This is a genomic window from Stenotrophomonas acidaminiphila (assembly GCA_002951995.1).
GTDB classification, from domain to species: domain Bacteria; phylum Pseudomonadota; class Gammaproteobacteria; order Xanthomonadales; family Xanthomonadaceae; genus Stenotrophomonas; species Stenotrophomonas acidaminiphila_A.
In genome coordinates this window covers 1,475,512-1,493,866 of record CP019797.1, presented here as the reverse complement: position 1 = coordinate 1,493,866, position 18,355 = coordinate 1,475,512, and the positions used below count along the sequence as shown (strand labels likewise).

Here is an 18,355-nt window from a genome sequence, read left to right as displayed (position 1 = left end):
AATCAAACGCCTCTCTGGATCACGCCGTAGAACACGAGCAGTGCGGTCACCGCGATCCACGCGATGGTCAGCGGGATGAACACCTTCCAGCCCAGACGCATGATCTGGTCGTAGCGGAAGCGCGGGAACGTGGCGCGGAACCAGATGTAGGAACTGGCGAAGAAGAACACCTTGGCCAGCAGCCACGGCCAGCCACCGTTCCAGATCCAGTCGACCCACGGCGACACGTCCGCCGTGACCCAGCCCTGGATCGGGCTCAGCCAGCCGCCCAGGAAGAAGATCGAGATCAGGAAGCTGATCAGGATCATGTTGGCGTACTCGGCCAGGAAGAACAGCGCGAACGCACCGCCGGAATACTCGACCATGTGGCCGGCGACGATTTCCGACTCGCCCTCCACCACGTCGAACGGGGCGCGGTTGGTCTCGGCCACGCCGGACACCCAGTACACGACGAACAGCGGCAGCAGCGGCAGCAGGAACCAGTCGAACAGGCCCGAGCTGCCCTTCTGCGCCAGCACGATCTCGGTCAGGTTCAGGCTGCCGGCGGCGATCATCACCCCGACCAGCGCGAAGCCCATGGCGATCTCGTAGCTGACCATCTGCGCGGCCGAGCGCATCGCGCCGAGGAAGGCGTACTTGGAGTTGGACGCCCAGCCGGCCAGGATCACGCCGTAGATGCCCAGCGAGGTCATCGCCAGCAGGTACAGCAGGCCGACGTTGGCGTTGGACAGCACCAGCTTGTAGTCGAACGGCACCACCGACCAGGCGGCGAACGATGGCGCCAGCACGATCAGCGGCGCCAGCACGTACATTGCCTTGTGCGCGTTGGCCGGGCGCACGATTTCCTTGAACAGCAGCTTGGTGACGTCGGCGAAGGCCTGCAGCAGGCCACCGAGGCCGACGTACATCGGCCCGTGGCGGACGTGCATCCAGCCGATCAGCTTGCGCTCCCACAACACGTAGAACGCCACCGACACGATGATCGGCATGGCGATCACCAGGATCTTCAGCACCGTCCACAGCACGACGCCGATGTCGCCCAGTGCCAGCAACCACTGGTGCAGCGGATCGACCGCGTTCAACAGCAACTCGTTCATGCAGCCACCACCGTTACCCGAGCGGCGCCCAGCGGCGCGGTGGCGCCGTGGCCCGATTCAATCCAGACCGCACCGGCGGCGACGCACGCGTCGACCACGACCGGCAGGGTCGCCTTGCCGGCATCGGTGCCGACCTTGGCCATCTGCCCTTCCACCAGCTGCAGGCGCGCGGCGTCATCGCTGTTGAGCACGATGCGCGGCGCGTTGTTCAGCGGGTGCGCCTGCAGCGCCGCGGCGCGGCGGACCACCGCGTCGGTGCGGTAGATCGCGGCGGTCGACGCCACTTCCAGGCCCTCGCCCGCGACCTGCGGCTGCGCGGACGCGGCCACCTTCACCTGCACCGGCTGCAGGCCGGCACGCAGGCCTGCCAGGTCGGTGAAGCCGAAACCGGCCAGCTGCAGATCGCCACCCAGGGCGCGCAGCACGCGCCAGCCCTCGCGGGCCTCGCCCGGCAGCTTGCCCCCGGCACGGGCCTGCTGCTCGTGGCCGTCGAGGTTGGTCAGGGTCGCGTCGATTTCCGGCAGTGCGCCGATCGGCAGGATCACGTCGGCCACGTCGCGGGTCGAAGCGCAGGCGAAGTGGCTGAACGCCACCACCCCGGCAGCGGCCAGCGCCTTGCGCGCGGCGGCGCTGTCGGCGAAGTCCAGGCCCGGCTCGATGCCGTACAGCACGTACGCCTTGCGCGGCTGCGCCAGCATCGTGGCGACGTCCTTGCCGGCCGGCAACACGCCGGCGCGGGACAGGCCGACGGCATTGGCGCCCTGCGGGATGCGGCACAGCCGGGCGCCGGTGGCGGCGGCGAATTCGCGCGCGGCGGCACGGATCGCGGCGGCCTGCGGATGGTTCTCGGCGATGCCACCGACGATCAGCACGGTATTGCCACCGCCCTGCACCGCCGCACGCAGCTCGGCACTGGCCAGCGCGTCGGCGAACTTCGACGGGGCGACGATCTGCTTGCCGGCCAGCGTGAACGCGAAGTCGAAGTCGACCGGGTTGATCGCGAACACCTGCGCGCCATGCTTGGTCTGCGCCTTGCGCAGGCGCGCGTGCAGCAGCGGCAGCTCGTGGCGGATGTTGCTGCCCAGCAGCACGATGCGGTCGGCGCCTTCGATCTCGGCCAGCGTGGCGCCGAACACTTCGGCGGACGCGGCGTCGGAGAAGTCGCGGTTGTCGATGCGGTGGTCGATGTTGGTGCAGCCCAGGCCGGCGGCCAGGCGGGCCAGCAGCGCGCCCTCCTCGTTGGAGGTCGACGGGTGCACCAGCACGCCGAGGTCGTCGCCACGGTTGCCGTCCAGGATCTCGCGGGCGGCGGCCAGGCCTTCGGCCCAACTCACTTCCTTCCACTCGCCGTTGACCTTCTGCAGCGGCTTGAGCGCGCGGTCGGCGGCGTACAGGCCCTGGTGCGAATAACGGTCGCGGTCGGACAGCCAGCACTCGTTGACCAGTTCGTTGTCACGCGGCACCGCACGCAGCACTTCGCCGCGACGCACGTGCAGGAACAGGTTCGAGCCCATCGCGTCGTGGTAGCCGAGCGATTCGCGCGCGGTCAGCTCCCACGGGCGGGCGCGGAACTGGAACACCTTGTTGGTCAGCGCGCCCACCGGGCACACGTCGATCACGTTGCCGGACAGCTCGGTGGTCAGCGGCTTGCCGTCATAGGTGCCGATCTGCAGGTTCTCGCCACGGTACATGCCGCCCAGCTCGTAGGTGCCGGCGATTTCCGCGGTGAAACGCACGCAGCGGGTGCACTGGATGCAGCGGGTCATCTCGGTGGCGACCAGCGGGCCCATGTCCTCGTCGGCCACCACGCGCTTGCGCTCGTTGAAGCGGCTGACAGAGCGGCCATAGCCCAGCGACACGTCCTGCAGCTCGCACTCGCCGCCCTGGTCGCAGATCGGGCAGTCCAGCGGGTGGTTGATCAGCAGGAACTCCATGACCGAACGCTGGTACTTGAGCGCCTTCTCGTTGCGGGTCTGGATCTTCATGCCATCCATGACCGGCGTGGCACATGCCGGCGACGGCTTGGGCGACTTCTCGACGTCGACCAGGCACATGCGGCAGTTGGCCGCGATCGGCAGCTTCTCGTGGTAGCAGAAGCGCGGGATCGGGATGCCAGCCTTGTCGGCGGCCTGGATGATCATCGACCCCTTGGGCGCGAACAGCGTCTGCCCATCGATCTCGATGGTGACGTGTCCTTCCGGCACCACCGGCGCCTCGCTCGGATTTACAGGTTGCGCGCTCATGCGGCAGCAGCCTCCACCTTCTTGCCGTCAACCATCGAATGACCGTTGACGATGTAGTACTCGAATTCGTCCCAGAACTGGCGCAGGAACCCCTGGATCGGCCATGCCGCCGCTTCGCCGAAGGCGCAGATGGTGTGGCCTTCGATCTGCCCGGCGACGGTGCGCAGCTGGTGCAGGTCTTCCATCGTGGCCTTGCCGGCGACGATGCGCTCCAGCACGCGGTGCATCCAGCCGGTGCCCTCGCGGCACGGGGTGCACTGGCCGCAGGATTCCTTGTGGAAGAACTGGCTGATGCGGCAGGCGAACTTGACGCAGCACACGCTGTCGTCCAGCACCACGATGGCACCGGAGCCCAGGCCCGAGCCCAGCGCGCGGATGGTGTCGTAGTCCATCGGCAGGCCCTTGAGCTGCTCGGCGGTCAGCACCGGCATCGACACGCCGCCCGGAATCGCGCCCTTCAGCTTGCGGCCCGGGCGCAGGCCACCGGCCATTTCCAGCAGTTCGTCGAAGGTGGTGCCCAGCGGCACCTCGAAGTTGCCGCCCTTCTGCACGCAGCCGGACACCGAGAAGCACTTGGGGCCGCCGTTGGCGGTCTTGCTCAGGCCCTTGAACCACTCCGGGCCGTTGCGGATGATCGCCGGCACCGAGCCGTAGGTCTCGGTGTTGTTGATCGTCGACGGCTTGCCGTACAGGCCGAAGTTGGCCGGGAACGGCGGCTTGTAGCGCGGCTGGCCCTTCTTGCCTTCCAGCGACTCCATCAGCGCGGTCTCTTCGCCGCAGATGTAGGCGCCGGCGCCCAGCGCCGCGTAGATGTCGATGTCCACGCCGCTGCCCAGCACGTTCTTGCCCAGCCAGCCATGCTTGTAGGCATCGGCCAGGGCCTGCTCGAAGTGCTCGAACGGCTCGTGGTGGAACTCGCCGCGCAGGTAGTTGTAACCCACGGTCGAACCGGTGGCGTAGCAGGCGATGGCCATGCCCTCCACCACCGAGTGCGGGTTGTAGCGCAGGATGTCGCGGTCCTTGCAGGTGCCCGGCTCGGACTCGTCCGAGTTGCACAGGATGTACTTCTGCGGCGCGTCCTTGGGCATGAACGACCACTTCAGGCCGGTCGGGAAGCCCGCGCCGCCACGGCCGCGCAGGCCGGACTGCTTGACCATCTCGATCACGTCGGCCGGCGCGATCTTCTCTTCGAGGATCTTGCGCAGCGCGGCGTAACCACCGGTCTTGAGGTAGTTTTCGTACGACCACGGGGTGTCGTAGTGCAGCGTGGTGTAGACCACGTTGTGCGGAAGCGGCGCCGGACCGACCGGGCCCCTGGATTCGTGGTGTGCCATGCCTTACTCCAGCCCGTCCAGCAGCGCGTCGACCTGGTCCAGCGTCAGGCGCTCGTGGTAGTGACCGTTGATGACCATCATCGGCGCGCCCGCGCAGCCGGCCAGGCACTCTTCCTCGCGCTTGAGGTAGACGCGGCCGTCCGGGGTCGATTCGCCGTGCTTGATGCCCAGCTTCTTCTCGCAATGGCGCACGATGTCCTCGGCGCCATTGAGCCAGCAGCTGATGTTGGTGCAGATGGCGACGTTGTTGCGGCCGACCTTCTGGGTTTCGAACATCGAATAGAAGGTGGCGACCTCGTAGGCCCACACGAACGGCAGGTCCAGGTACTTGGCCACCGCGGCGATCAGCTCGTCGCTCAGCCAGCCCTGGTTCTGCTCCTGCGCGGCGTGCAGGCCCTGCAGCACCGCCGAGCGCTTGCGCTCCGGCGGGAACTTCGTCAGCCAGTGATCGATGTGAGCACGGGTCTTGTCGCTCAACACCACCATCGGGTCGACGTCGCGCGCCGCCTCGAAATTACCTGTCGCCTTCATCGGCCGACCTCAACCAATAGCAGATCCTGGGAAACCGGTGCCTGCAGCAGCATGGCCGCGCTGGCACCGGGCGTTGTGCGCTTGCCCGGCATTACCGGTCGACCTCGCCGAACACGAGGTCGTAGGTGCCGATCATCGCCACCACGTCGGCCAGCATGTGGCCGCGCACGATCGAGTCGATCGAGGACAGGTGGGCGAAGCCCGGCGCACGCAGGTGCACGCGGAACGGCTTGTTGGCGCCGTCGGAGACCAGGTAGCAGCCGAACTCGCCCTTGGGCGCCTCGACCGCGGCGTAGGTCTCGCCGGCCGGCACGCAGTAGCCTTCGCTGAACAGCTTGAAGTGGTGGATCAGCGCTTCCATGTCGTCCTTCATCTCCGCACGCGACGGAGGGGCGACCTTGAAATTGCGGACCATGACCGGGCCGGGGTTGGCCTTCAGCCAGCGCACGCACTGCTGGATGATCCGGTTGGACTGGCGCATCTCGGCGACGCGGACCAGGTAACGGTCGTAGCAGTCGCCGTTGGTGCCCAGCGGGATGTCGAAATCGACCGCGTCGTACTTGGCGTACGGCTGCTTCTTGCGCAGGTCCCAGGCGATGCCCGAGCCGCGCAGCATGGCGCCGGTCATGCCCCACGCCAGCGCGTGCTCCGGGCTGACCACGCCGATGCCGACGGTGCGCTGCTTCCAGATGCGGTTGTCGGTGAGCAGGGTCTCGTACTCGTCGACGCGCTTGGGGAACTCGTTGGTGAAGTTCTCCAGGAAGTCCAGCAGCGAGCCTTCGCGGGCCGCGTTCAGGCGCTTGAGCGCATTGCCCTTGTGCCAGCGCGATTCCTTGTACTTCGGCATCGTGTCCGGCAGGTCGCGGTAGACGCCGCCCGGGCGGTAGTAGGCCGCGTGCATGCGCGCGCCGGACACCGCCTCGTAGCAGTCCATCAGCTCCTCGCGCTCGCGGAACGCATACAGCATCACCGCCATCGCACCGAGGTCGAGCCCGTTCGAACCCAGCCACATCAGGTGGTTGAGGATGCGGGTGATCTCGTCGAACATCGTGCGGATGTACTGCGCGCGTTCCGGCACCTCGATGCCCGCCAGAGTCTCGATCGCACGCACGTAGGCGTGCTCGTTGCACATCATCGAGCAGTAGTCCAGGCGATCCATGTAGCCGATCGACTGGTTGAACGGCTTGGACTCGGCCAGCTTCTCGGTGGCGCGATGCAGCAGGCCCACGTGCGGGTCGGCGCGCATGATGGTCTCGCCGTCCATCTCCAGGATCAGGCGCAGCACGCCATGCGCGGCCGGATGCTGCGGGCCGAAGTTCATGGTGTAGTTGCGGATCTCCTGCCGGGCTTCGGCGGGATTGCTGGCAAAGGCCCCGGTGGCCTGGTGGAACTCGCTCACTTGCTTGCCTCCGTCTGCGCGCGCTCGCCTTCGGCGGTCTGGAAGCGGGCGTCGTCGCGGATCACGCGCGGCACGCCCACGCGCGGTTCGACCGAAGTCACCGGCTCGTAGACCACGCGCTTCTTTTCTTCGTCGTAACGCACTTCGACGTTGCCGATCAGCGGGAAATCCTTGCGGAACGGATGGCCGACGAAACCGTAGTCGGTCAGGATGCGGCGCAGGTCCGGGTGGCCTTCGAAGATCACTCCGTACAGGTCGAACGCCTCGCGCTCGAACCAGTTCAGGCCCGGCCATACGCTGGTCAGCGACGCGACCACCGGCAGCGCCTCGTCCGGGGCGAAGCAGCGCATGCGCAGCAGCTGGTTGTGCTGGTAGGAACGCAGCTGCACGACCACGGCGAAGCGCTGCTTCGGCAGCGCGTCGGGCTGCGCGCCATTGGCGGTTTCGTGGCTGGGGAACTCACCCCAGGCGAAGCGGCCGGCACCCTTGCCTTCGACGCCACGACTGAAGCCGTGCGAGGAAACGTCGGACGTATCCCACTCGTCGCTGCCGTAGCCGAGATAGTCGACGCCGCACAGGTCGGTGGCGTGCTCGAAGCCGAACTCGTCGCGCAGGGCGACGGCCACGGCATGCCAGTCGGCCGACGGAACCTCCAGCGTCACTTCGCCGCGCGGTTCGACCACGGAGACCTGCGCACCGGCGAAACGCGCGCGAAGTCGGTCGATGAGTGAAGGTGCTTGCTGGGCCATGGGGGCTGGCGTGCTCTTGACTTGAAAGGGAATCAGCGGGCGATGGTCTGGGTGCGCCAGATCTTCTTCTGCAGCTGCAGGATGCCGTACACCAGCGCCTCGGCGGTCGGCGGGCAGCCCGGGACGTACACGTCCACCGGCACCACGCGGTCGCAGCCACGCACCACCGCGTACGAGTAGTGGTAGTAGCCACCGCCGTTGGCGCAGCTGCCCATCGAGATGACCCACTTCGGGTCGGGCATCTGGTCATAGACCTTGCGCAGCGCCGGGGCCATCTTGTTGACCAGGGTGCCGGCGACGATCATCACGTCGGACTGGCGCGGCGACGGGCGGAACACCACGCCATAGCGGTCCAGGTCCAGGCGCGAGGCGCCGGCGTGCATCATCTCGACCGCGCAGCAGGCCAGGCCGAAGGTCATCGGCCACATCGAGCCGGTGCGCGCCCAGTTCAGCAGGGCGTCGACGCTGGTGGTGACGTAACCCTTCTCGAGCAGCGGATTGTCGCCTTCGGGCCGGAGGATGTCGTCAACCCGCCCTTCCGGGATGGGGTTGTTCATCAGGCCATCGAGAGTCTGAATCACTCCCATTCCAGCGCTCCCTTCTTCCACACGTAGATAAAGCCGAGGAACAGCATGCCCACGAACAGGCCCATGGTGACGAGCGAGCGGGCGCCCAGCTCCATGAACACCTGGGTCCAGGGCACGATGAAGATGATTTCCAGGTCAAAGACGATGAACTGGATGGCGATGAGGTAATAGCGCACGTCGAACTTCATGCGCGCGTTCTCGAACGCCTCGAAGCCGCACTCGTACGGCGACAGTTTCTGCTCGTCGGGGCTGCGGGGGCCAAGGAAACGACCGATCAGCATCAGGGCGACGCCGATGCCGGTGGCGACGATCAGAAACAGCAGGGACGGCAAATATTCGGCCAGCACAGCGATTCTCTCTTGCCTCTGCCCGGGCACCTGCAGGCGCCCGCGCATGGGGATTGACGGGACTTGCCTCGGCGGGAGCTGCCGCATCCCGCATACCCGCATAACAAACTCATGGTGCCCAAGAGGGGACTCGAACCCCTACGACTTGCGTCGCTACCACCTCAAGGTAGTGCGTCTACCAATTCCGCCACCTGGGCTTACTTACGTCAGCGCACCGGCTCTGCAGTGCGGCGCGTATTGTAACCGTCTTCAGTCTTTATGCGAGCCCTCGGCGGGCTTTTCTTCGCTCTGCGCCGGATTATTTGCCGCAGGCGCCGCCTGCGGCACTTCGCCCGCGGCCGCGGCCTGCGGAACGGACTGCAGCTCGCCCGCCGGGGCGGCCGGAGCCGGCGCCTGGGCCTGGGACATGACGCCCAGCCCCTGCTCGGCCGGGCGCGCGCCATGGCTGGCGTACCAGGCCATGAACAGGCTGATGCCGAAGAACACCACGGCCAGCCACTTGGTGGACTTGGACAGGAAGTTGGACGCGCCACGGGCGCCGAACACCGTACCCGAAGCACCGGCGCCGAAGCCCGAGCCCGCCGCCGCGCCGGAGCCGCGCTGCATCAGGATCAGCGCGATCATCGCGACCGCCACCAGCACATAGACCACATTGAGGATCAACATCAGCATTTGAAATCCGTCCCGGACAGTTCCACCGTTAGCGACCGGCTGCCGCCCTCGCGATGGCCAGGAAATCTGCCGCCACCAGCGAAGCGCCGCCTACCAGCCCGCCATCGACGTCAGGCTGTGAGAACAGCTCTGCAGCATTGTCGGGCTTCACGCTGCCGCCATACAGGATCGGCAGCGAATCAGCGATTCTAGCATCGCGCCCGGCGACTTCGCCACGGATGAAGGCGTGCACGGCCTGCGCCTGCTCCGGACTGGCGGTACGGCCGGTGCCGATGGCCCAGACCGGCTCATACGCCACCACCGCCCCGGCGAAGGCATCGACCCCGGCCAGCTCCAGCACCGGTGCCAGCTGCGCGGCGATGACCTGCTCGGTCTGCCCGGCCTCGCGCTGCTCCAGCGTCTCACCGACGCACAAGACCGGCACCAGGCCGGCATGCACCGCGGCCACGAACTTGCGCGCGACCAGCTCGCTGCTTTCATGGTGGTACTGGCGACGCTCGGAGTGGCCGACCAGGCCGTACCTGGCCCCCACGTCCACCAGCATCGCGGCCGAGACCTCGCCGGTGTAGGCGCCCTTCTCGTTGCTGCTGACGTCCTGCGAGCCGAAGGCCAGCGCGGTGCCCTCGAAGTCCTCGACCAGATCCCCCAGGTAAGGCAGCGGCGGCAGGATCACCAGCTCGACCCCCTGCAGCGGCAGGCCGGCAGCCACCTGCCCCACCAGCTCGGTGGCAAATTGACGGCTGCCATGCAGCTTCCAGTTACCGGCAACGATGGTGCGGCGCATTCAGGAGCGACTCCAAGGTGAAAAGTGGGCGAAGGATAGCCCACTCCGGACAGCCGCAGGACAACCGGCGGACAACACGAGACACCCGCCGCGGGACCGCACACCGCCCGCCGTGCGCAGGCGGCATGACGGCGAAGGCCGCCTCGCGGCGGCCTTCGTTGCTTACTTCAGCTTGATCTCGCGCAGGCGCTCCTCGAGGAAGCCATGGGCGGTGATCGCCTCCGGGTACCGGCTCGGGTTGTCCGCGGTGATGCACGAGGGCAGCACGTCGATCAGGAAATCCGGGTTCGGGTGCAGGAAGAACGGCACCGAGTAACGCGGCTGGCGGGCCAGCTCGCCCGGGGGGTTGACCACGCGGTGGATGGTCGACGGGTACACATGGTTGGTCAGGCGCTGCAGCATGTCGCCGATGTTGACCACGATGGTGTCCGCATCGGACGTGAACGGCACCCACTCGCCATCGCGCGACTGCACTTCCAGCCCCGCGGCGCTGGCGCCGACCAGCAGGGTGATGAAATTGATGTCGCCGTGGGCGCCGGCACGCACGTTCGGGATGTCATCGGTGGTGATCGGCGGGTAGTGGATCGGACGCAGGATCGAGTTGCCGTTGTTGGTCTTGTCGGCGAAGAAATCCTGCGGCAGCCCGATGTGCAGGGCCAGCGCCGACAGCACGCGCGACCCCAGGTTGTCCAGCGCCTGGTACAGGCCATAGCCGCGCTCGCGGAACCCGGGCACCTCACTGGGCCACAGGTTCGGCGGCATCACCTCGCGGTACGGCGAGTCGTCGGGATTTCCCGGCCGATGTGCCAGAACTCCTTCAGGTCGAAGTGCTTGGAGCCCTTGGCGGTCTCCACGCCGAACGGGGTGTAGCCGCGGGCGCCGCCGCCGCCGGCCACGTGGTACTTGCGCTTGACCTCTTCGGGCAGGGCGAAGAACGCCTTGAAGGCATCGTAGGCCGCGTCGATGTCGGCCTGCGGGATGCCGTGGTTGCGGATGCCCGCGAACCCCCACTGGCGATAGGCCGCGCCCAGCTCGGCCACGAAGGCCTCGCGGTCGCTGTCGAAGCGGGTGATGTCGAGGGTTGGGATCTTGCTCACAGCGGTTCCTGGCTTGTCATGGATAGCCGGGCCGGCAGCACCCTGCCGCCCGTCTGAATATTGTGACAGATCGCCCTTGTGGCCGGTCGCTGACACATTGATACAAAAGGATACAATTCGAGCGCCCGCGGCGGGCGCCGGACCGGCAACCCGCCCCGGTCCCTTCCCCACCCCGTGGCCTGCATGGAACCCGCCCCGCTGACGGACCGCCCGCTGAAGATCCTGCATACCGAGGCCGCGCGCGGCATGGGTGGCCAGGAGATCTACCTGCTGCGCCACCTGCTGGCCATGCGCGCGCGTGGACACGACATGTCCCTGCTGTGCCAGCCCGGCGCGCGCCTGGCCGAGGCCGCGCGCGACCACGGCTTCGTCGTGCACACGCTGGAGATGGGCGGGCTGCCGCGGCTGCTGCGGGGCATCCCCGCGGTACGCCACCTGGTGCGCACGCACCGCTATGACGTGGTCAACGTCACCAGCCGCCGCGATGCGCTGATCGCCGCCGCCGGGGCACGCCTGGCGGGCGCTCCGCTGGTGGTGCGCTCGCGCCACCTGATGAGCCCGGTGCACTCGCTGCTGACCTACACCTGGCTGCCGCAGCGGGTCATCACCGTCAGCCAGTTCGTCAAGCGCCTGCTGCAGGAACGCGGCATCGCCCCGGGGCGGATCGGCGTGGTGCCGCCGATGGCGCAATCGCCGCTGCCCAGCGGCGATGAACCGCCGGCGCGCTCCTGGGCGGAGCTGCGGCAACTGCGCGCCGAGATCCGCGCCGGACTGGGTTTCGGCGAGGACGACGTCGTGGTCGGGTGCGTGGCGGTGCTGCGCGAGCCCAAGGGCCACCTCGACCTGCTCGACGCGATCGCGCCGCTGTGCCGGGCGGACCCGAAACTGCACCTGCTGATCGTCGGCGACGGCGAGCCGGTCATGACGCGACTGAAGGCCATGCGCGCGCAGTACGGCATCGAAAGCCAGGTGCACCTGCCCGGCTACCGCGCCGACGCGGCGCGACTGATGGCCGGCTTCGACGTGTTCGCCCTGCCCAGCCACAAGGAGGCCGCCGGGACCGTGTTCCTGGAGGCCGCCCAGGCCGGCGTGCCGATCGTCGCCACGCGCGTGGGCGGCATTCCGGAAATGGTGGTCGAACAGGCCAATGCTATTCTCGTCGCGCCCGGGGACCCGGCCGCGTTGACCGCCGCGCTGCGCACGCTGGCAGCCTGCGGCGAACTCCGCCAGGCGATGGGCCGCGCCGGCCTGGACTGGATCCGCGGCGAACACCGCTTCACGGCGGCGGGGCATTGCGAAGCCACCGAACACCTTTACCACCAGTGGCTCGAGGAATTGGGACATGGCCCACGCCAAGTCGGTACCGGTGCTGATGCACCACCACGTCAGCCCGTCGCCGGGCATGATCACCGTCTCACCGGAAAACTTTGAAAGCCAGATCGCCTGGCTGGCCGCCGACGGCTGGACCTCGCTGACCATGCAGCAGTACGCCGGCTTCCTGGCCGGCGCGCCGGTGCCGCGCAGATCCATCCTCATCACCTTCGACGACGGCTACCTGGACAACTGGGTCTACGCCCACCCTGTCCTGCAGAAGTACGGCATGCACGCGGTCGTGTTCCTGGTCACCGGCTGGATGGGCCAGGGCGAGGTACGCCCGCACGCCGGCCAAGCCGGCATGGCGCTGCCGCCCACGCCGGACCACCGCGGCTGCGAGGACGCGATCTTCCGCCTGGACCGCCCCGACGAGGTGATGATGCGCTGGAGCGAGGCGCGCGCGGCCATCGCCGCCGGCACCTTCGAGATGCACTGCCATACCCATACCCATACCCGCTGGCTGCGCATGGAAATCAGCCGCGAACAGAAGTGCGCGGGCATCCGCGAGGACCTGGTGCGCGCACGCGATGAACTGCGCACGGAACTGGGCGAGGCCTCCGACACCCTGTGCTGGCCCTATGGCGATTTCGACGAGGACTACGTGCGGATCGCGCGCGAACTCGGCTTCCGCTACCTGCACACCACCCATCCGTTCGGCCGCAACCTGGTGGGCGGGGACCCGGAGCACATCTACCGTTTCGCCATCCGCAACCGGCCGGCGAAGTGGCTGCGCAAGCGCATCGCCAGCAGCTACCACCCGTTGATCGCGCCGCTGTTCAACCGCTTCAAGGCGCAGCGCCGGGGCATGGTCGCCGGGCCGTGACCGGCGCCGGGCGCCCGGCACCGCCGCGGGGCAGCACATGCCGCCGGCACGCCAGGCTGCCTTCAGGGATGGCGGGAAGACAAAGCAAAACGCCCGGGGATCCGGGGCGTTTGGTCATGCTGCGGCGGCCTTGACCGCGTCGGCCAGGCGCTCGAGCGTGGCCTGCATCAACCCGGCGTCGTCGGCCTCCACCGTCACCCGCACCACCGGCTCGGTGCCGGACGGACGCAGAAACGCGCGTCCGCGCCCGACGATCGCGACCTGCGCGCCGGCCAGTGCCGCGGCCACCGCCGGTGAGCGGACGATCTCCTTGGCGGACATGCCCTGCCCGACCCGGACATTGATGGTCTGCTGCGGCACCCGGCTGAGCCCGGCCAGCGCCTGCTGCAGGGTGATGCCGCGGCGCCGGAGCACCTCCAGCACCTGCAGCGCGCTGATGATGCCGTCGCCGGTGGTGGCCCGGTCCAGGCACAGCAGGTGACCCGAGGCTTCGCCGCCGAGCACGCCATGGTGTTCCAGCAGCGCCTTGTGCACGTAGCGGTCGCCGACGTCGGCGCGCAGGAAACCGATGCCGGCCTGCGCCAGCGCCTGCTCGAACCCGTAGTTGGTCATCAGCGTGCCCACCACCGGCCCGTGCAGGCGGCCACTGGCCTTCCAGTCCAGCGCCAGCAGGTACAGCAGGTCGTCGCCATCGTGCACCACGCCATCGCTGTCCACGAACAGCAGGCGGTCGCCGTCGCCGTCGAAGGCGATGCCCAGGTGGGCTCCGCTGGCGCGCACCCGGGCGGCCAGCGCCTGCGGGTACATCGAGCCGACCCCGTCGTTGATGTTCACGCCGTTGGGCTCGACGCCCATCGCCTCGACGCTGGCTCCCAGTTCGCGCAGCACCAGCGGCGCCACCTGGTACGTCGCGCCATTGGCGCAATCGACCACGATGCGCATGCCCTGCAGGTCGAAGTCGCGCGGCACCGAATTCTTGCAGGCCTCGACATAGCGGCCGATCGCATCGCGCGTGCGCACCGCCTTGCCCAGCTGCTCCGAGGCCACGGTCGCGAACGGCTGCTCAAGCGCGGCCTCGATCGACAGCTCGGTGGCGTCGTCGAGCTTCTCGCCCTGCGCGGAGAAGAACTTGATGCCGTTGTCGTGGTGCGGGTTGTGCGAGGCGGAGATGACGATGCCACCGTCGGCGCGCAGCGAGCGGGTCAGGTGCGCCACCGCCGGGTCGGCATCGGCCCCATCAGCTGCACGTGCACCCCGGCCGCCACCAGCCCGGCCTCCAGCGCGGCCTCGAACATGTAGTTGGAGATGCGCGTGTCCTTGCCGATCACCACCAGCGGCTTGCGGCCGGCGACGCGCGCCTGGGTGGCGCGCACCAGCGCCTGGCCGTAGGCATTGCCCAGGCGCAGTACGAAATCGGCGGAAATCGCGCCTTCACCGACCCGGCCGCGGATGCCGTCGGTGCCGAAATACCTGCGCGCCACCATCAGGCGGCGGCCACGTCGTCGGCCGGGCGCTCGCGGCGCATCAGCATCGCCAGCAGGTCGGCCAGGCGCTGCCGCATCTCGCGGCGGTCGCAGATCTGGTCGATGGCACCGTGCTCGAGCAGGAACTCGGCGCGCTGGAAGCCTTCGGGCAGCTTCTCGCGCACGGTCTGCTCGATCACCCGCGGGCCGGCGAAGCCGATCAGCGCCTGCGGCTCGGCGATGTTGATGTCGCCCAGCATCGCGAACGAGGCGGACACGCCACCGGTGGTGGGATGGGTCAGCACCGAGATGTACGGCAGGCCGGCTTCGCGCAGCTTGCCCAGCGCGGCCGAGGTCTTGGCCATCTGCATCAGCGAGAACAGGCCTTCCTGCATGCGCGCGCCGCCGCTGGCGGAGAAGCACACGAACGGCGCGCCGATTTCCAGCGCGGTCTCGGCCGCCAGTGCGAAGCGCTCGCCGACCACCGAGCCCATCGAGCCGCCCATGAAGGCGAAATCGAACGAGGCCGCGACCAGCGGGCGTCCCTTCACGGTACCGCGCATTGCCACCAGCGCGTCGTACTCGCCGGTGTTCTTCTGCGAGGCCTTGATGCGTTCGGCGTACTTCTTCTGGTCCTTGAACTTGAGCAGGTCGGTCGGCCCGAGGCGCGCGGCGATCTCGGTGGTGCTGTCGGCATCGAACAGCGACGCCAGGCGGGCCCGGGCGCGGATCGCCATGTGGTGGCCGCACTTGGGGCAGACCTCCAGGTTCTCCTCCAGCTCCGGCCGGTACAGGGCGGCACCGCAACTGCTGCACTTTTCCCAAAGCCCCTCAGGGACGCTGCGTTTCCGGTTGGGCGTGTTGTCGGTGCGGATGCCCGAAGGCATCAATTTGCTGAGCCAGCTCATGCGGGATGACGGTTCCGTTCTAGGCGGCCCGGGGGCCGCGACAGGGCCGACAGTCTAGCGCGCGGCGGCAAACCGACGGTAGCGTACAGAGCCCGGGCCGGCAGCATCGCCCGGAAACGCGATGGCACCCCGCCCTGCCCGATCGGCCTCCCCCACGGGTCGTCCCGCGGGCCAGCCGCGGGACCCGCCGGCGTCCGCCGCGGACAGGTCCGCGCGGTCTTAGGGGCGGGCGCCGCCCTAGGGCGCTGGCACCGCGCCCGGCAGGCCGCTGCCCGGTGCGTCGTGCGCCCCCAGCCAGCGCCGCCGCACGGCGCGATCGCAAGGGTCCGAATAGAACCGCGCCAGCAGCGCCCCGAGCGCCCAGCACAGGCCCAGCAACGGCAGGTACCACCAGAACCCGGAACGGATATCGCTGCCACCGTGGCGGTACAGCGCCACCAGACCGAACACCACGAACATGTGGGTCAGGTAGATTTCGTAGCTGAGCCGGCCGCAGGCACGCAGCCAGCCCAGTCCGCGCATCGGCGCGCCCGCGCCGCCGCCGGCGTGCAGGCCGGCGATGAGCATCGCCGCCGACCCGGTCAGCACCAGCATGTAGCCGTTGCCGAGCGACGCCCACAGCTCGCGCCCATGGAGCGGCACCGCCAACAGGCCCAGCACGCCCGCCACGCGCAGCAGCCGCGCGGTCCGCGGCGGCGCCGGCCAGCGCTCGATGAGCAACGCGGCCAGCACGCCGGTGGCGATGGCCGCCATGCCCGGCAGATAGGCCTTCTCCTGCCATATCGCGTTGCCCGCCAGGGCGGCGCGGGTGAACGGCAGTGACAGCGCCGCCAGCGCCAGCAGCACGAGCAGCGGCGTGCGCCGGCGCAGCAGCAGGCACAGCAGCGGGAACCCCAGGTAGAACACTTCCTCGATCGACAGCGACCACAGCACGTCCCAGCCGCCGGGCAACCAGCCGGTGCGGCCCTCGTACCAGTTCAGGTGCAGGCCCAGTGCCGAGAACAGCGCGCCGCCCAGCGACTGGCCTTCGCCGTCGATCACGTAGGACGGCACGCCGGCCAGGTGCAGCACGCTCAACACCGCCAGCAGCAGCAACAGGCATGGCAGGATGCGCGCGGCACGGCGCACGTAGAAGGCGCGCAGGTCGATGGACGACAGCGCGCCCCAGCGCCGCAACGAATGCGACGCGATCAGGAACCCGGACACGACGAAGAACACGAAGACCGCCTCGTAGCCGTTGTAGCTCAGCGCGTCGAGCAGGCGCCGCGGCAGCACGTCGCCCAGTGCGGTATCGCGCAACGGGATGCGCAGCGCCAGGTGGTGCAGCACCACCATCACGATCGAGACACCACGCAAGGCGTCGATGCCGGGGTTGCGGCCACCGGCCTGCATCATTGAACCGTTCAAGCGCCATCCTGCGGACCCGGGCCGGTCCGCATTATCCATGCCCGGCACCCGCGCGTGGCGGGTGCGTCGCTCAGGCGTCCAGCGCCTGCCGCAGCGGCGCCAGGAAAGCGCCAGCACTGTGCACCGCCGCTTCCACGGCGTCGGCTGAGGCCATCGCCGCGACCAGCGCGCTGCCCACCACCACGCCATCGGCATCGGCCGCCATCGCCACCGCACTGGCCGCGTCCTTGATCCCGAACCCCGCCACCACCGGCACCTTCGAGCGGCTGCGCAGCAACCGCAGGCGTTCGCCAGCGGCGGCACTGTCCAGCCGCTCCGAAGCGCCGGTGACGCCGGCGAAACTGACGTAGTAAAGGTAGCCCTGCGCGGCGTCGCACAGGCCATCGAGCCGCGCCTGGCTGCTGGTCGGCGAGGCCAGCAGGATCAGCGCCAGCCCGGCGGCGCTGAACGCGGCGCGGATCTCGGCGGCTTCTTCCGGCGGCAGGTCGACCAGCAGCACGCCGTCGACGCCAGCCTCCACCGCCTCGCTGGCGAACCGGGCGGCACCGCGGATTTCCACCGGGTTGAGATAGCCCATCAGCACCACCGGAGTGAGCGCGTCCTGCATGCGGAACCGGGCCACGCTGTCGAGCACGTAACGGCGGCCGGCACCGCGCGCCAGCGCGCGCTCGGAACTGCGCTGGATCGTCGGGCCGTCGGCCATCGGGTCGGAAAACGGCACGCCCAGCTCGATCACGTCGGCGCCGGCGGCGACCAGCGCGTGCATCACCGGCACGGTGGCTTCCAGCGAAGGATCACCGGCGGTGATGAACGGGATCAGCGCCTTGCGCCCGGAGGCGCGCAGGCGGGCAAAGCACGCGTCGATACGGTTCACGGTCATCTCAGGCACATCCTTCAATCAGTTCCACCGCATCCGGCCGGCCCCAGTAGATCGAGGTCACCACGCCGTCGAGGGTTTCCAGGCGCAGCGCCAGGTCGGCCTGCGCGTCGGTCCAGGTCAGGTAGTCGCCGTTGGGCGATACGTAGGCGTGCGGGCTGACCACGACGCCGGCCGGCAGGCGCTTCTTCGCCTCGGCCACGTCCATGCCCACCCACAGCCCGAACGGCACGACGGGCGCACCCGCCGGCCGCGTGTGCACGCGCACTCCCGGGTCGCCTTCGCCATCCACGTCGAAACGCACGATGTGGTCGGCGATCACCATCATCGACATGCCTTCGGGCAGCGAGCCGCGGTCGTAGTACTCGCAGTCGCCCTCCATCGCCTCGCGCATGCCGGCCGCTACGAAGGCCGCGTCGCCCGGCGCCTTGCCGAACGCGGCGCCGATCCGCAGGTCGCCCACGGCGGCCAGCTGCGCCGCTGCATCCCTCGCTTCCGGTGCGGCGGCCGGTGCGGCGGCCGGTGCGGGTGCGGCGGGCGCGGCGGCCGGTGCCGGCGTGGCCGCGGGCGGCGCCGGCGTGCACGCCGCCAGCGCCAGCGCGAGGCAGGCCAGCGCGACGCCGCGCATGACCGGCGCGCGCGGCGCCTGCCTGCCGTCGGTGG

16 protein-coding genes, 1 tRNA gene and 2 pseudogenes are annotated in these 18,355 nt (G+C 68.9%); 2 read left to right on the top strand and 17 right to left on the bottom strand.

The features are described 5' to 3' along the window. Positions 1-2: 2 nt before the first annotated feature. The 12 genes and pseudogenes from B1L07_06635 to B1L07_06580 form a co-directional block, all read right to left on the bottom strand. Positions 3-1,097 (bottom strand): NADH-quinone oxidoreductase subunit H, encoded by a 1,095-nt coding sequence (locus B1L07_06635; protein AUZ54829.1) that lies wholly within the window; start codon positions 1,095-1,097, stop codon positions 3-5. After that, positions 1,094-3,340 carry an NADH-quinone oxidoreductase subunit G gene (locus tag B1L07_06630; GenBank protein AUZ54828.1) on the bottom strand — a complete coding sequence of 749 codons (2,247 nt, stop codon included), beginning with the start codon at positions 3,338-3,340 and terminating at the stop codon, positions 1,094-1,096. The genes B1L07_06635 and B1L07_06630 overlap by 4 nt, the downstream gene beginning before the upstream one ends. After that, complete coding sequence (locus B1L07_06625; protein AUZ54827.1) at positions 3,337-4,674, bottom strand: NADH-quinone oxidoreductase subunit F; 1,338 nt, start codon at positions 4,672-4,674, stop codon at positions 3,337-3,339. Before B1L07_06625 ends, B1L07_06630 begins: the two co-directional genes overlap by 4 nt. Before the next feature lie 3 nt (positions 4,675-4,677). Further along, entirely contained in the window at positions 4,678-5,205 is a 528-nt protein-coding gene (locus B1L07_06620) for an NADH-quinone oxidoreductase subunit E (GenBank protein AUZ54826.1), read from the bottom strand. A gap of 91 nt (positions 5,206-5,296) precedes the next feature. After that, on the bottom strand, positions 5,297-6,604 hold the full coding sequence (locus B1L07_06615) for an NADH dehydrogenase (protein ID AUZ54825.1): 1,308 nt from the start codon (positions 6,602-6,604) through the stop codon (positions 5,297-5,299). Further along, positions 6,601-7,353, bottom strand: a complete 753-nt coding sequence (locus tag B1L07_06610; protein AUZ54824.1) for an NADH-quinone oxidoreductase subunit C — start codon at positions 7,351-7,353, stop codon at positions 6,601-6,603. Before B1L07_06610 ends, B1L07_06615 begins: the two co-directional genes overlap by 4 nt. Positions 7,354-7,385: 32 nt before the next feature. Then, positions 7,386-7,940 carry an NADH dehydrogenase gene (locus tag B1L07_06605; GenBank protein ID AUZ54823.1) on the bottom strand — a complete coding sequence of 185 codons (555 nt, stop codon included), beginning with the start codon at positions 7,938-7,940 and terminating at the stop codon, positions 7,386-7,388. After that, positions 7,931-8,287: an NADH-quinone oxidoreductase subunit A gene (locus B1L07_06600; GenBank protein ID AUZ54822.1), complete on the bottom strand. Its 357-nt coding sequence runs from the start codon at positions 8,285-8,287 to the stop codon at positions 7,931-7,933. The genes B1L07_06605 and B1L07_06600 overlap by 10 nt, the downstream gene beginning before the upstream one ends. Before the next feature lie 112 nt (positions 8,288-8,399). Further along, positions 8,400-8,484: transfer RNA gene (locus tag B1L07_06595), tRNA-Leu, on the bottom strand. A 52-nt stretch (positions 8,485-8,536) separates the two neighbouring features. Continuing rightward, positions 8,537-8,959 (bottom strand): preprotein translocase subunit SecG, encoded by a 423-nt coding sequence (locus B1L07_06590; protein ID AUZ54821.1) that lies wholly within the window; start codon positions 8,957-8,959, stop codon positions 8,537-8,539. A 28-nt stretch (positions 8,960-8,987) separates the two neighbouring features. Next, entirely contained in the window at positions 8,988-9,743 is a 756-nt protein-coding gene (locus tag B1L07_06585) for a triose-phosphate isomerase (GenBank protein ID AUZ54820.1), read from the bottom strand. 162 nt (positions 9,744-9,905) lie between these two features. After that, positions 9,906-10,840, bottom strand: a pseudogene (locus B1L07_06580) (flavonol synthase). A gap of 183 nt (positions 10,841-11,023) precedes the next feature. Between B1L07_06580 and B1L07_06575 the strand changes: the two are divergent. After that, entirely contained in the window at positions 11,024-12,271 is a 1,248-nt protein-coding gene (locus B1L07_06575) for a glycosyltransferase family 1 protein (GenBank protein ID AUZ54819.1), read from the top strand. Next, complete coding sequence (locus tag B1L07_06570) at positions 12,183-13,037, top strand: hypothetical protein (protein ID AUZ54818.1); 855 nt, start codon at positions 12,183-12,185, stop codon at positions 13,035-13,037. The genes B1L07_06575 and B1L07_06570 overlap by 89 nt, the downstream gene beginning before the upstream one ends. A 114-nt stretch (positions 13,038-13,151) precedes the next feature. On the opposite strand, the pseudogene B1L07_06565 reads toward B1L07_06570, so the two are convergent. From B1L07_06565 to B1L07_06545, 5 genes and pseudogenes are all read right to left on the bottom strand, one after another. Then, positions 13,152-14,521 (bottom strand): annotated as a pseudogene (locus tag B1L07_06565) (phosphoglucosamine mutase). Beyond that, the gene (locus B1L07_06560; protein ID AUZ54817.1) at positions 14,521-15,408 is read right to left on the bottom strand and encodes an acetyl-CoA carboxylase subunit beta; all 888 of its coding nucleotides are present in this window, start codon (positions 15,406-15,408) and stop codon (positions 14,521-14,523) included. Before B1L07_06560 ends, B1L07_06565 begins: the two are co-directional and overlap by 1 nt. A 237-nt stretch (positions 15,409-15,645) precedes the next feature. Then, positions 15,646-16,803 carry an acyltransferase gene (locus B1L07_06555; GenBank protein AUZ54816.1) on the bottom strand — a complete coding sequence of 386 codons (1,158 nt, stop codon included), beginning with the start codon at positions 16,801-16,803 and terminating at the stop codon, positions 15,646-15,648. An 82-nt stretch (positions 16,804-16,885) separates the two neighbouring features. Continuing rightward, positions 16,886-17,695 (bottom strand): tryptophan synthase subunit alpha, encoded by an 810-nt coding sequence (locus B1L07_06550; GenBank protein AUZ54815.1) that lies wholly within the window; start codon positions 17,693-17,695, stop codon positions 16,886-16,888. Position 17,696: 1 nt separating this feature from the next. Further along, positions 17,697-18,320, bottom strand: coding sequence for a hypothetical protein (locus B1L07_06545; GenBank protein ID AUZ56493.1), 624 nt, complete (start codon positions 18,318-18,320; stop codon positions 17,697-17,699). Positions 18,321-18,355: the final 35 nt, after the last annotated feature.